This is a genomic window from Nocardia elegans NBRC 108235 (genome assembly GCF_001612845.1).
GTDB lineage: Bacteria > Actinomycetota > Actinomycetes > Mycobacteriales > Mycobacteriaceae > Nocardia > Nocardia nova.
The window spans coordinates 151456-165968 of sequence record NZ_BDBF01000011.1 but is presented as its reverse complement, the minus strand read 5'-3'; the positions used below and the strand labels follow the sequence as shown (position 1 = coordinate 165968).

The window sequence follows — 14513 nt, the reverse complement described above, 5'->3', positions numbered from 1 at the left end:
GGTCAGTGGGTGATCAGCCGCCAATCCTCGGGCAGGTTGGTGGCGATCACCTGCTCACCGTCCACTGCCAGATCCACGGCCGTCCCGCCGAGGCGCAGATCGGTGAGCTCTACCCTGCCCCAGCGCGCGGGGACGTGCGGCAGGACGGTCACCGTCCGGTGCGGCACATCGGGTTCGAGCCCCAGGAACGAACGGACCAGCAACAGCGGCGCGGCGCTGGCCCAGGCTTGCGGGGAACACGAGGTCGGATACGGCACCGGCGCCGAGAAACGGGAGCGCTGAAAGCCACAGAACAACTCGGGCAGCCGGCCGCCGAAAGCGGTTGCGGCGTCGAGTAATCCGTTGGACAACCGGGTGGCCAGCCCGACCGCGCCCGGGATGTGGCGGTAACGCAGCAGACCGGCGACCGCGATGGCGGTGTCGTGCGGCCAGACCGAACCGTTGTGATAGCTCATCGGATTGAACGCGCCCATCCCGGAAGACAGTGTGCGCAAACCGAATCCGGAGTCCATCTCCGCGGTCGCCAGATGGTGCACCAGTTGTTCGGCGTGGTCGTCGGTCACGATGCCCGACCACAGGCAATGGCCGACATTGCTGGTGAGCGCATCGACGCGGCGCTTGTTACCGTCCAAAGCGACCGCATACCAGCCCTTTTCGGGAATCCAGAAGGCTTCGGCGAATTTCGTGCGCAATTCGGCGGCATGTTCGCGCAGCTTCTCGGCCTTGTCCGACTGCCCGAATTCCTCGGCCAGTTCGGCCCGGGCCAGGATCGCCGCGTAGACGTAGCCCTGCACCTCACACAGCGCGATCGGCGCCTGGGCGAGATGTCCGGCCGCGTCGTTGATGCCGTCGAAGCTGTCCTTCCAGCCCTGGTTGATCAGGCCGCGGTCGGTCGCGCGCTGATATTCGACGAAGCCGTCACCGTCGCGATCGCCGAAGTGTGAGATCCAGTCGAGGGCCGCGTCCGCCGCCGGCAGCAGCGTCTGCACCGCCTCCGGCGACGCACCCCAGCGCCGGGTCTCGGCCAGCAGCATCACGAAAAGTGGTGTGGCGTCGACGGTTCCGTAGTACACCTCCCCGCCCAGGGCCAGTCCGCCCGCCGGGCCGCGGCGGATCTCGTGCATGATCCGGCCCGGCTCCTCCTCGGTCAGCGCGTCGACCTGCTGGCCCTGCATTTCGGCCAGCTGCTGCATGGTGCCGAGTGCGAGCGAGGAGTCCAGCGGCAGCGCCATCCACGCGGTGAGCAGCGAGTCGCGGCCGAACAGCGTCATGAACCACGGTGCGCCGGCCGCGACGAAGGTGCGATGCCGGCGTTCCTCGCGAATCTGCAGTGCGCCCAAATCGCTTTCGGTGCGCTGCAGAATCGCGGTGAGCTGCGGATCACCGGTGGTGAGTTTGGTGGCGGTGTCACGCCAGGCGGCCATCTTGCGGCCCGGTTCGCTGCTGCGATAGTGCTCGCCGGGGCGCAGCGCGACATGCACCCGCTGATTGGCCACGGTCGGCTGCGCGAGGATCTCGGTCTGCCAGCGGCCGGTGGCGGGCACGACGATGCGCCAGGTCAGCGAGCCGGGCAGCACGGTCGGGAGTTCCGAGGAGGACACCGCCAGGCCGCGTGCGCGATCGGAGCGGTCGTTGAGCAGCAGTTCGTTATCGGTGACCAGTATTTCGGCGCGTCCGTGCCCGGCCCGGCCCTCCTTGACGGCGAACAGATCCACGAAGTCGGCGTCGGCGCGCAGCTCGAGCACCACGGCCGTGGGTTCGCGGCCGAGATTCTCCAGGATGACCGTTTCTCTCATCCCGTCGGCGACCAGTCGTTCGCGCACCACCAGGAGACTGGAATCGGCGGCGCCGGACCGCGGCGGCCGCCGCAGGATGAAGCGCGCGGTGAATGCCTCGGGGCTGAGCACCGACAGCGGTTCGAGCCGCTGCCCGTCCACCCGCAGCTCCCAGCGCGACACCACCCGGGCGTCGCGATAGAACAGGCCCTGCGAGGTTCCCGATTCCACATCGCCGACCCGGTCGGACAGGCAGAAGGTACTGCCCTCGACCAGCGTCACCGAACCGTTCAGCAAGGCGGGTTCGCCGCCGTTGAGAGGTGAGGGCCCGGTCATCGCGCAGCACCCCCTCGGGGGTGTCGCGGCGCCGCGGCGGGCACGGTAGATCGTTTCGTCGACTCGAACATCACCATCGCGAACGGCTCCTCCCTGATCACCGGCGACAACCGATCCGGCTCGAGGTTTGCGTGGGCCTATCCGACAACGTTCGCACGAGAACGTCTCGATCATCGAGAGTAACCGCTGGACGGTGCTCGGCACGGCCAATCCCTAGACCAGGTCGCAAATCCGCGGGGCGGCACAGCACGGCCAATCGCGGCCGGCACTCAGCGCGCGCGATCGCCGGCTCCTTCGACAGGCCGTTTGCGCGACGGTTTGACGTTGACCAGGCTGCGGTCACCTCCGTAGTGGGCCAGCACCCGAGGATCGATCACCGCCCGCCACAGCGGCGGCACCGCTGCCAGCAGGACCATCCCGGCATAGCCCATCGGAAGCTGTGGCGCCTGCTCGACGCTGCGCAAGGTCTGGTAGCGGCGCCCCGGATTCGCGTGGTGGTCGCTGTGGCGCTGGAGATGGAACAGGAAGATGTTGGTGACCAGACTGTCGCTGTTCCAGCTGTCGCGCGGCGAGCAGCGCCCGAACGTGCCGTCGGCGCGCCGCACGCGCAGCAGGCCGTAATGCTCGACATAGTTCACCGTCTCGAGCAGAAGGGCGCCGATCAACGCCTGCAAGGCCAGCCACGGGATCACACGCGGGCCGAAGTACAGGATCATGCCGCCGAACAGCACGACACTCATCGACCAGGCCTGCAGCAGATGATTCTCGTAGCTGAACCACCGCTTGCCCCTGCGCGCCAGCCGGTCCCGTTCGAGCCGGAACGCCGAGCGGAGGCCGCCGAACATGCTGCGCGGCAGAAACACCCACAGCGACTCGCCGAAGCGGGCGCTGGCCGGGTCGTCCGGGGTCGCGACGCGGGCGTGGTGGCCGCGGTTGTGCTCGACGAAGAAGTGCCCGTACGCGGACTGCGCGAGCGCGATCTTCGACAGCCACCGTTCCAGATGCTCGGACCGGTGGCCGAGTTCGTGGGCGGCGTTGATGCCGATGCCGGACACCACCCCGAGAGTGACGGTGAGACCGAGTTTGTCCGCGAAGGACAGGACGGTGTCCGCCCACAGATAACCCGCGACGAACAGGCCGAAGAATTGCATCGGCAGGAACAGGTAAGTGCACCAACGGTAGTAGCGGTCGTTGGAGAGCGCTTCGTAGTCCTCGTCGTGCGGATTACTGCCGTCGTTCCCGATCGCCCAGTCCAGCAACGGGATGGCCACGAAAACGATGATCGGCCCGATCCACCAGAACACCGGCGATCCGGTGAGGACCACCAGTGGCCCGGGGAGCAGGGCGCAAGCCGGTGCGATCAACCCCAGCATCCATAGGTAGCGCTTGGGGTCGCGGGCTCGGGATTGTTCGAAGATCGCCATGTACTTCTCGCTATCCAGAAGTGACACCAGATCGAGAATGCGGCCGCGCGAAGCGGCGCCGGCCTGAAACATGAAGCGGCATAGGCCTGAAACATTCAGAGTAGCCGTTCGTGCCAGGCTGTCCAGAGATCAGCGAAAAAGACCTACGGACGTGCAGATACCCCGAAATCGCCAAGATATGACAGCAATTTTCGTGGCGTGTTTCCGATCCGAGACGACGCGACGCCGCCCACCCCGGTCGGCGGGCGGCGTCTGTCGGGCTCGCTACGGCAGGGCGGCGCAATTACTCGGCGCGGGCAGCCCGGCGAGCCGATCGGTCATCCATGAATGCGCGGTCGCCAGCGATGGGAAATAGGCCAGGTCGTGGGTGCCCACGACGCCGGTGATCGCGGGCAGCTGCGGATTCGCGTCCAGCTGAACCGGAGTGCCACCGCCGCACCAACCGGCGGCCACGGCACGAACCGGCGCATACGGCGTGCCCTCGTCGTTCGCGGCCGAGGCGATGAGTACCGGCATCGAGGGCGCGATGGTTCCGATGCGCTGCTCGTCGAATGCCGCTTTGAGCGCGGGAGACCGGTCGATGACCGCGGTGAGAGGTTCTCCGCTATTGGTGATTTGGGCTATTCGTCGTATTTGAATGTCCAATGACGCCGCAATGGCGCACTTGCCCAGAGCGTCGTTCATCAGTCCTTTACCGGCGTCGTTGATTTCGGCATCGAGAATCGGACGCGTTTCGGGATAGTCGGCGGCGATGCCGTTGAGGGTGAACGGCGCGGAGGATCCGACACCGGGTTGGCCGTAGTTGTAACCGATGAAACTCTCCGGGTCGACGATCGGCCCGCCGATGTAGGCCCCGCGCACGTTCAGTTCGGGCGCGTAGCTGGATTGCAGTTCGGCGGCACCGGCCGAGGCCATGCCCCCCTGAGAGTAGCCGAACAGAATGACCGGAGAGTGTGGATTCAGCCCGGTCCCAGGTAGCTGCAATGCGGCACGCGCGGAGTCGAGTACCGCATACGCCTGCGCTTTCCGGTTAAGGAAATCGTGCACCTCGGGTGTGCCCAGCCCGTGATAATCGGTCAGCACCACGGCCATACCGCGCGCGAGCAACGACGTCAGCGCGATGACGTCGTATTCGGCGATGACGTCGTACGGCGGCTGGAACTGGGCCAGCTGCGGCAGCACCTTCGACGGCGCGCACTGATCGCCTTGGCCCTGCGAGCCGACTCCGTAGGCGACCAGCGGACGTTCACCCGGGCCGGTCCATGGCAGTGTCGGCTGCAGATACGTCGCCACCACCGCGGTCGGGGCATCGTGAGTATCGCTGCTGATGTACATCATTCGCGTCGACGCCGCCGGCACGACACCCGGTTGGCCGGGTGCCGACATCACCAGCGCTGCCGGTTGAGCACGAAGGATCGCGCCCGGCGGCATCGGCGGTACCGGCGGCGGTACGTAGAAATCATCGGCGGCGACCTGCGTAGCCGGTTGCGGCGACGCGGGTGGCGCCGATATCGCCGCGCCCGCGATGACGACGAGCGAGCCGAACAGAACTGCGTTCCATCTGTGGATCAAGCCCCTCACGATCGATCCTTCCCTGCGTTTTCAGCGGATATACATCGAGCGTCGAGCGATCGAACATCGGTGGCCCGGGTGGGCCTCTGCGGCCCCTCCGGGCACGGCGGCCGCTACGGCAACGCGGCGCAATTGCTCGCCGCGGGTGCCGCCGCGAGCCGATCGGTCAGCCACATCTGCGAGGCCGCCAAGGACGGGAAGAAGGCGAGATCGTGGGTGCCGACGACGCCGGAAATCGGCGGAAGCTGGGAGTTCGCGTCGATCTGCACCGGGACGCCGCGACTGCACCACGCGGCGGCCACATCTCGGATGGGCGCGTACGGCGCGCCCTCGTCGTTCTTCGCCGAGGCGATGAGCACCGGCGCCGCCGGCGTGCCGCCACCGATGCGCTGATCGGCGAAGGCCTGGCTCAACGCCGGGGACCGGTCGATCACCGTGGTGAGTGGCTGTCCACTGGAGGTGAACTGGGCCGTCTGCCGCTGCGGATTGTCGATCGATACCGCGATGGCACATTTATTCGCGGCATCGCTCAGCAGCGCCTTGCCGGCGTCGTTGAGTTCGGCGTCGAGTTCCGGGCGCGTCTCGGGATAGTCCGCCGCGATGCCGTTGAGTGTGAATCCCACCGCGCCGGAAAGGCTCGGCTGGCCCTCGTTGAAGCCGATGAAGTATTCGGGATCGACCACCGGCCCGCCGATGTAGGCGCCGCGCATATTCAGCTCGGGCGCATAGCTCGGTTGCAGTTCGGCCGCACCGGCCGAGGCCATACCCCCTTGGGAGTAGCCGTACACGATGACCGGCGGCCGCGGCCCCAGGCCGTTGTTCGGCAACTGCTCCGCGGCCCGCGCCGAATCGAGTACCGCATAGGATTGCGCTCTCCGATTCAGGAAGTCGTGCATTTCCGGTGTGCCCAGCCCATGGTAATCGGTGACCACGACGGCCATACCGCGTGACAGCAGCGAATACAGCGCCAACACATCGTATTCGGCGATGACGTCGAACGGCGGCTGGTATCGGACGAGTTGCGGGAGCAATTTCGAGGGCGCGCATTGGTCGCCCTGCCCCTGCGTGCCGACCGCGTACGCGACCAATGGGCGGTCACCGGGACCGGTCCACGGCAGCATCGGCTGCAGATACGTTCCCGTCACCGCGGTCGGCGCGTCGTGCGTGTCGTTGCTGAGATACATCATGCGTGTCGAGATCGCCGGGACGACGCCGGGCTGTCCCGGCGCCGAGAACATCAGCGATGCGGGCTGAGCTCGCATGATGGCTCCCGGAGGAGCAGGGGGCAGGGGCGCCGGCGGAACGTAGAAATCCTCATCGGCGGCGGCCTGCGCCGGAGGCTGCGTCCAGGCATGCGGCGCGGAAACCATTCCGCCCGCAACGGCGATGAGAGCTCCGAACAAGACAGCGGTACAACTGCGTATCCGGCTCCGCACGATTCGTCCTTTCCTGAGCCTCGGGATGCCTATCGGAACGAACAAACGGATCTCGACAGTACCGAAAAAGGCGGATCGATCTTCGGTGAATCAGAATGACACTCGGCGTGTCTCGCTAATGACGGGCTAATGGCTTGTCGGGAGGCGGAAGACGGGTCAACTCTGGGCGGCGCGACGGTAACCGCGAATGGCCACGGCGCCGAAAACCACCATCAGACCCACCGACCACGCCACGGTCTGCAATACCGGAACCAGCAGCGGACCACCTAGAGTGAAGTCGCGCATCGCCTCGATGGCGCAGCTCATCGGCTGAGCCCGCACGATCGGTTGCAGCCGGCCCGGATAGTTCTGCACCGGCACGAATCCGGAATTGAAGAACATGCCGACCAACACCACGATCGCGAACAGCTGCACCACCTTGTCACCGGCGCTGCTCACCCCGACCGCGATGACCAGCGGGGTGAATCCGGCGATCACGATCACCGGTACCAGCAGGACGCCGATCGCACCGCCCCAGCCCTGCTGGAACCGCAGGCCCAGCGCCATGCCCACGGCGACGACCACGACCGTCGCCGCGAGCGCGCGGGCGCATTCGGCGGCCAGCCGGCCGGACAGTCCGGCCCAGCGATGCATCGGAAGCACCCAGAATCGGCGCAGCAGACCGCTTTCCCGCTCGGCGTACAACGACATGCCGGTACCCATCGCGCCGTACATCGCCCCGGCGACGGCGATCATCGGCACGAACCCGTAGATCGGGTCGGCCCCGCCGGCGGCGCCGAGGGATTTGTCGAGCACCAGGTCGTACATGAGCAGCAGCAGAATCGGCAACACCAGCGTGCTGGTGATCACCTCCGGCTGCCGTGACCAGCGCCGCAGCAGGCGACCGGTCTCGATCAGGGTCTGCGACCACAGATCACCGATCCGGGTGCCGAGCACAGGAGAATTGTCCATAACGGTCGCACTCATCGCCGGTGCCCTTCCGCTCGCACTGCCAGGACCACGGCGACCACCAGCAGCACCGCGATCCAGATCGCGGCCACGCCGAGCTCGGCGGGGTACTTCCCCGCCGCCAGTCCACGCAGCGCGTCGGTGATCTGCGAGACCGGCTGATTGCGTACATACGGCTGGATCCAGCCCGGAAAACCCTGCACCGGAACGAACCCGGTGGAGGTCATCACCAGCAGCAGTTGCGGGCCGAACAGGACGGTGCCGCTGAGTTCGCTGTTACGCGTGATGGTGCCGAGCGCGTCGGTGGCGATCACGAGCGTGGCGCCGAACGCCAGGACCACCAGCACGAAGACCAGCGCGGAATCCGCGCCGTGGAATCGGAATCCGACGATCGTGCCGATGATCAGCGCCCCGGCGAAGGCGGCGACGGCGCGCACCAGATTCGCCGACATCCGAGCGGTCACCGGAACCCACGGCGGCACCGGCATCGCCCGCAGCCGGGTGGCCATGCCGCCCACGACCTCTCGCGCCGCCCGGTCACCGGCGAACATGGAGGTGAAGAACATGGCGAAGACCGCGATCAAGGGCAGCAGGTACTGCGCGTAGTCGATACCACCGGCCTCCATCGAATGCCGCAGCGGCACGTAGAAGCAGACGAAGAACACCACCGGCGCGGCGAAGGCCAGCACCAGATCGCCCTCGCGCAGCGCGGTGCGAATCATGCGGCCGCTCAATGCCGTCCATTGCAGCCCGGCCGGAACCCGGAACAGTTCGGGGGTTTCGGTGCTCGCCGCGGTCATGCCGGAATCTCTTCGGCCGGTTTGGTCAGCTGGATGAAGACCTCGTCGAGGGAGGGACGGCGCAAGGCGATGTCGATCAATTCGATTCCCGCGCTGTTGATCCGGTCCAGCGCATCCGACAGCGTCACCGCGCCACCGGGCGCGGGCACCGACACCCGGTCCTGCGATTCGGCGATCGTGACCTCCCCCAGGCTCGCCAGCGCGGCGGCCACGGCCGGCACATCGCCGGCATCGACCGGGACGACCTCGCAGTAGCTGTCGCCGGAGCGGGCCTTGAGCTGATCGGCGGTGCCCTCGGCGATCACGGTGCCCTTGTCGACGACAATGATGTTGTCGCTCAACGCATCCGCTTCCTCGAGGTACTGCGTGGTGAGCAGAATCGTGACGCCCTGTTCCTTGAGCGAGCGCACCAGCGCCCACAGGCTCTGGCGGCTGACGGGGTCCAGACCGGTGGTGGGTTCGTCGAGGAAGACCACGCGCGGCGGCCGGACCAATCCGCAGGCGATATCGATGCGCCGGCGCATACCGCCGGAGTACTGGCCGACCCGTCGTCCCGCGGCCTCGGTGAGCGCGAACTGCTCCAGCAGTTCCTCGGCGCGCTGCGCGGCGGCCTTGCGCCGCAAGCCCATCAGACGGGCGAAGAGCACCAGATTCTCCCGGCCGGTGAGCATTTCGTCGAGCGCCGCGTACTGGCCGGTCAGCATGATCGAGGAGCGGACCTGCGCGGCCTGGGTGACGACGTCGAAGCCGGCTACCCGCGCACTACCGGCGTCGGGACGGATCAGCGTCGACAACACCGACACCGTGGTGGTCTTACCCGCGCCGTTGGGCCCGAGCACACCCAGCACACTGCCCGCGGGGGCGCTGAAGCTGATACCTCGCAACGCGCGCACCGCGCCGAAGGTCTTCTCGACACCGTCGACGACGATCGCGTTGTCCGTATCCGCCGGACTACCCATTGAATTCGACACCATGCTCTCCGTCCGAGCGCCCGCCCATTTACTTTGGTAAGGCTAACTTGATAATTCGATGGACTCCACCGCCTCGGCCTCAGCCGAGCAGCGCCACCACCTCGTCGAGGGAGGCGCCGCCGAGAATGGCGGTGACCGGGAGATCCCGCCGCAATTCGGCCTCGACCCGCTTGCGGAGGTCGAGTGCCTGCAGCGAATCCAGGCCCAGCGCCACCAGCGGGACCGATCCGTCGACGGCCTCGCTCGGTTCCAACCCCATCACCACCCGCAGGGCATCGCGCACGGTGTCGGCGGTGCCGCGCGGCGCGGCGGCCGTGTCGGCGGCGGGCTCGGGTTCGGCCACCGGTTCGGCAACCGTGGCCGCCTCCGGCTCCGGTTCGTCGTCGGGCAGTTCGGCGAACAGCGGCGCGAAACCGAAGACCGAGAAGAGATCTCGGATGCGACCCCACTGGGCGGCGGCGACCAGCACAGTGGCCGCACGCGGCGCGAAGCCGGCGGCGACCGCCACCGCCGGGTCCATCGGCAGCAATCCGGTGCCGCTGATGCGAGCCAGCGCTTCGGCATGGTCGGCGCCGACCGCCCGCCACAGGCCCCACTGCACCGACGAGCATCGGATGCCTTCGGCCCGGTAGTGCGCGGCCTGCGCGTCCAGCATCCGGTTGATCGCGGAGTAGACCATATGCCCGCGCCCGCCCAGTGTGGCCGACAGCGACGAGCACACCACGATGCGACCGTCGTCGGTGCGCGGGAAGATACGCGTGAGGTTGTGCAGCACGACGGATTTGGCGTTGGCGGCCGCGCGAATGGCCGCCGGATCCGGATCGGCGGCCGCGGCGTCGTAATCCACGGCGGCATGCACGACGAGGGTCGCCGGGCTCGCGGCGTAGTCCGCCGCGAGGTCGGCGAGTGCGTCTGCGTCACCGGCGTCGCAGCGGCGCACCACGATCTCGGAATCGTGCCGGGCGCCGATCTCGGCGATGCGCGCGGCAGCGGCGGCCGAACCGCCGGACCGGCTGATCACCGTGATCCGGCCCGCGCCCGCGGCGGCGAACTGCTCGCAGAGGTCGAGCCCCACCTTGCCGGTGCCGCCGACGATGACGACCTCGCGCAGTTCCTCCCCGTGCGGCGGAATATCACCCTCGGTGTCGTCGAGGATCAGCCGTTTCGCGTAGTAGCCGCCGTCGCGCACGGCCAATTCCGGCTCCCCCGCGATATGGATCGCGCCGAGCAGCGCCTTCGCCGCCGCAGCGGCATCGGTCCCGGCGCCGAGATCGGCGTGCCGGAAGGCGACGCCGACGTGTTCGGCTGCCAGACAACGGAATCCGGCCTGTGCGGCGGCATGGAACGGATCCGGCAGATCTGAGTCGACGACCTGTTCGCCGCCGCTGGTCACCAGCCAGATATCGCCGATGCCGTCGAGTTCGGCCAACCAGCCGCGGTCCCCGAGGAATTCGGACACATCGTGCACCGGACCGTCCGGCGACGCGGGCGGGGCCAGCACCACCAGGGTGTCCGGCCGCGCGCCGGTACCCGCCTCGATCACCGTGGCGCCCTGGCGGGGCGCGGCCGCGCGGACGGCGGCCGCGAGTTCGGCGTGAGCGCCGCTCGGATCGACCACCGCGAGGGTCCGCGGCGGCACCATCGTGCGCCGCCGCAATCTGGTCCAGGTCTCGAGCACCCGCTGCGGGGCGACGGTGGAATCGTCGGAATCACTTCCGGCGGGGCTCTTTTCGGCAGTGCGAGCGTAGTCGAACGACGCCCACAGCGATTTGGCGCTCATCTGCGTGTTGGGGAAATCGAGCAGCGGCAGCGCGGGCACGCCACCGGCGCCCGGTTCGCGCAGCGCCTCCCACCGATAGTTCGCGTCGTGCACCGCGACGGTCGCCAGATTGCGGGTGAACTCTCGCAGATCCTCGGCGGTGCGGCGCGAGGTGCCCAACGTCCGAAATTCCCGCTGCCCCGGAACTTCCGACAGATTCTCCTGAATCGCGAGCATCAGCGTCGGATGTTCGGAGATCTCGATGAAGGTGCTCGCCCCGGCCTCCACGGCTTTCCGGATCGCCAGGTCGAAGCGCACCCGGTTACGCAGGTTCAGATACCAGTAGTCGACGATGGACAGACCCGGATGGAGGCGGTCGCCCATGGTGGCGCCGATACAGTCGATCTCGGTGTCGATGAAGGCGTGGTTGTCCATTTCCGGACCGACCGTGGCAGCCAGCAATTCGCGCCCGGCACTCACATAGGAGGTGTGCGCCGGATATTGGACGCGAATCTCTTTGGCGAATTTTCCTGCGGCATTGAGCGATTCGACGATGGCGACGACGGCGTCGCGTTCTCCGGAGATCGCGATGATGTGGCGGGAGTTGATCACCGACAACTCCACGAAATCGGCCTGGCGTGCGATCAGGTCCTCGCACTCGTCGCGGTCGATGCCCAGCACCGCCATGGAATACCCGCTGAGCTGACGGTCGTCGACGATCCGCGCCCGGGTGGTGACGATCCGGACCGCGTCCCGCAGGGTCTGCGCCCCGCTGACGTAGGCGGCGGCGATCTCACCCTGCGAATGCCCGACGGTCACACCCGGGCCGACCCCGGCGGCCTGCCACATCGCCGCCACACCGACCATCTGCACGAACAGCGCCGGTTGCACGGTCAGCGCCTTGTCGTCGGCCTCCTGCCCGGCCTCGAGCAGATAGGCGCGCGGCGACCAGCCGTAGAGATCGTGAAAGACCTTGTCGCACTCGTCGACAGCATCGCGATAGGCCGATGAGTGCTCGTAGAGCATCGCGCCCATACCGGGGCGCTGGCTGCCCTGGCCGGGAAAGACGTAGGCCACGCGCTGCGCGGTCGCGGCGCGCTCCGATCGCACCACCGCCGGATGCGGGCGGCCGTCGGCGACGGCACGCAGCGCGGCGATCACATCGGTCTGCGCATCCGCCATGATCACAGCGCGATGGCGGCGCGGCGAGCGGGTGCGAAACAGCATGTCGGCCAGGCGGTCCGGAGTCACCTCGGGATGGTCGGCGAGGTAGTCCGCGACGGCGGCCGCCTCCCGTCCCAGCAGGTCCGGGTTGTCGCTGGACAGCAGGATCGGGACGCTGCCGTCGGGCAGGCGGTAGCTAGACATGACTCTCCTATTCGGCCGGAATGGCCAGCAGCGCATGGGCATTCGTGCCCGACACCCCGAACGACGACACCGCCCCGTAGCGCACGCCGTCGTGCGGCTGCCAGTCCTCGAGTTTCGCCGCCAGCCGCAAGCCGGTCGCGTCCCAATCCACCTTGCCGGTCGGATTGTCGGCGAAGCGGGTCGGCGCGATCTGTCCGCGCAGACCGCTGAGCAGCACCTTGATCAGCCCGAGCATGCCCGCCGCCGCCTGTGCGTGGCCCAGATTCGATTTCACCGAGCCCAGGCGCGCGGAGCCCGATCCGTAGACGCGGTCCAGCGCCTCGAGTTCCAGCGGATCGCCGACCGCCGTCGCGGTGCCGTGGCCTTCGATCATGCCGACGACCTCGGGTGAAATTCCCGCCGCCGCAACCGTCGCGCGGATCAGTCGCTCCTGCGCGCGGCTGCTCGGCACGGCGATCGGCGCTCCGGCGCCGTTGTGGTTGACCCGGGTGGCGAGCAACCGGCCGTAGATCCGGCGACCGGCCGCGCGGGCCCGCGATTCGCGTTCCAGCACGACCACCCCCGCGCCCTCACCCCAGAGCGTGCCGTCGGCGGCATCCGAATACGGTTTGCACTGCCCGTCCGCGGCCAGCGCGTTGTTCTTGGAAAATTCGAAGAACGCGGCGGGCGAACCCATCACACAGACCGCACCGGCCAGCGCCCACTCACATTCCCCGGCGCGGATCGCCGCCGCCGCCATATGCAGCGCAGACAGCGACGAGGCACAGGCGGTGTCGACCACGATCGACGGACCGCCGAGGCCGAGGCAGTTGGAGATTCGCCCGGCCACCGCTCCCAGCGCCGCGCCGGCCACACGATAGCCGGAATAGTCGTTGACCTCGGCGCCGTGCGGACCGTATTCGGTCGGCGAGGCGCCCATATAACAGCCCACCTCGTCACCGTCGATGGCCGCGGGATTGAGCCCGGCGTTCTCGAGCGCCCGCCAGGCCACCCGCAGCGCCACCCGCTGCTGCGGATCCATCGCGACCGCCTCGCGTGGTGTGATGCCGAAGAACATCGGATCGAATTCCGCTGCGCGATCGAGGAATCCGCCCGCGTCGCGGACCGCGGCCCAGCCCTCGTGGCGCGACAGGTTCAGCAGTTCGGCGAGTGGCCAGCCGCGGTCGCGCGGGAACGGCCCGGTCAGATCGCGGGCCTGCGACAGCGCCGCCCAGTACTGGCCGGGGGTCTCGATGCCGCCGGGCGCCTCGACGGCGAGGCCGCTGACGACGATGGGATCCGCATCACTCATGCTGTGGTCACCTGCGGGCATTCCCGGCTCCCTCCGTGGTTACGCACGCTGCCGCCTCCGGTCGCGTCGCTCATGCTGTGGTCTCCATCTCGGCGACGAGCAGCTCCGCGATGCCCTCCACGTGGTCGTGCAAATAGAAGTGGCCACCGTCGAATATCGATACCGACAGCTGCGATTCGGTGTGCTGCTGCCAGCCGTAGAGGTCGCCCATGGTGACGTACTCGTCGTCGCTGCCGCCCATCGCCTGGACGGGAGCCTGTACCCGCACGTCCGGCGGGCAGGTGTAGCGGTCGAAGGCGGCGTAGTCGGCCTTCAGCGCGGGCAGCGCCATCCGCATCAGGTCACGATTACCTAGTAGATCCGAGCCGGTGCCCTCCAGCCCGGCCATATGGTCGAGCAACTGTTCGTCCTCGGTCGGATGGTTGGGCATCTCGGCTACCCGCGACGGGGGAACCGCACCCGAGACGGCCAGCAATCGCACCGGCACGCCTTCGGATTCGGCGATGCGGACGAATTCGAAGGCCACGATCGACCCCATACTGTGGCCGAGCACCGTGATCGGCTCGTCGCGGTTCCACGGTGAGAGCGCGAACTCGTCGAAGGCACCCTCGGCGATCTCCGGCAGCGTCCGCAGCGCGGCCTCGCGAGCGCGGTCCTGCCGGCCGGGGTACTGCAGCACACCGACGTCGAAATGGTCGCGCAACTGCTTCGAGAAGGGCCGATAGGTCGATGCGCCGCCGCCCGCGTGCGGGCAGATGATCAACGGTGCGCTCGCCCCGCGCGGTGCGTGGAACTGCCGGATCCAACCGGGTGCTGCTGCCATGCTCGTCCGA

At 68.0% G+C, this 14513-nt stretch carries 10 protein-coding genes; all 10 read right to left on the bottom strand.

Features of this window, described 5'->3' with window-relative positions:
• Nucleotides 1-2: 2 nt before the first annotated feature.
• The 10 genes from NE2_RS09870 to NE2_RS09825 all read right to left on the bottom strand — a co-directional run bounded on the left by NE2_RS09870 (nucleotide 3) and on the right by NE2_RS09825 (nucleotide 14503).
• Nucleotides 3-2111, bottom strand: coding sequence for an amylo-alpha-1,6-glucosidase (locus NE2_RS09870; protein ID WP_063025654.1), 2109 nt, complete (start codon nucleotides 2109-2111; stop codon nucleotides 3-5).
• A gap of 269 nt (nucleotides 2112-2380) precedes the next feature.
• Nucleotides 2381-3535: an alkane 1-monooxygenase gene (locus NE2_RS09865; protein WP_063025682.1), complete on the bottom strand. Its 1155-nt coding sequence runs from the start codon at nucleotides 3533-3535 to the stop codon at nucleotides 2381-2383.
• Between the two features lie 264 nt (nucleotides 3536-3799).
• The gene (locus NE2_RS09860) at nucleotides 3800-5116 is read right to left on the bottom strand and encodes a lipase family protein (protein WP_146165298.1); all 1317 of its coding nucleotides are present in this window, start codon (nucleotides 5114-5116) and stop codon (nucleotides 3800-3802) included.
• A 104-nt stretch (nucleotides 5117-5220) separates the two neighbouring features.
• Nucleotides 5221-6369 (bottom strand): lipase family protein, encoded by a 1149-nt coding sequence (locus NE2_RS09855; protein ID WP_167356725.1) that lies wholly within the window; start codon nucleotides 6367-6369, stop codon nucleotides 5221-5223.
• A 330-nt stretch (nucleotides 6370-6699) separates the two neighbouring features.
• Nucleotides 6700-7509 (bottom strand): ABC transporter permease, encoded by an 810-nt coding sequence (locus NE2_RS09850; protein ID WP_233429724.1) that lies wholly within the window; start codon nucleotides 7507-7509, stop codon nucleotides 6700-6702.
• The gene (locus NE2_RS09845; protein ID WP_063025650.1) at nucleotides 7506-8291 is read right to left on the bottom strand and encodes an ABC transporter permease; all 786 of its coding nucleotides are present in this window, start codon (nucleotides 8289-8291) and stop codon (nucleotides 7506-7508) included. Before NE2_RS09845 ends, NE2_RS09850 begins: the two co-directional genes overlap by 4 nt.
• A complete protein-coding gene (locus NE2_RS09840; RefSeq protein WP_063025649.1) occupies nucleotides 8288-9250 on the bottom strand; it encodes a daunorubicin/doxorubicin resistance ABC transporter ATP-binding protein DrrA in 963 nt (320 codons plus the stop codon). Before NE2_RS09840 ends, NE2_RS09845 begins: the two co-directional genes overlap by 4 nt.
• 91 nt (nucleotides 9251-9341) lie before the next feature.
• Nucleotides 9342-12389 carry a nocobactin polyketide synthase NbtC gene (gene nbtC, locus NE2_RS09835; RefSeq protein WP_063025648.1) on the bottom strand — a complete coding sequence of 1016 codons (3048 nt, stop codon included), beginning with the start codon at nucleotides 12387-12389 and terminating at the stop codon, nucleotides 9342-9344.
• A 7-nt stretch (nucleotides 12390-12396) separates the two neighbouring features.
• The gene (locus NE2_RS09830; RefSeq protein WP_063025647.1) at nucleotides 12397-13680 is read right to left on the bottom strand and encodes a beta-ketoacyl [acyl carrier protein] synthase domain-containing protein; all 1284 of its coding nucleotides are present in this window, start codon (nucleotides 13678-13680) and stop codon (nucleotides 12397-12399) included.
• Nucleotides 13681-13750: 70 nt separating this feature from the next.
• The gene (locus tag NE2_RS09825) at nucleotides 13751-14503 is read right to left on the bottom strand and encodes a thioesterase II family protein (RefSeq protein ID WP_063025646.1); all 753 of its coding nucleotides are present in this window, start codon (nucleotides 14501-14503) and stop codon (nucleotides 13751-13753) included.
• Nucleotides 14504-14513: the final 10 nt, after the last annotated feature.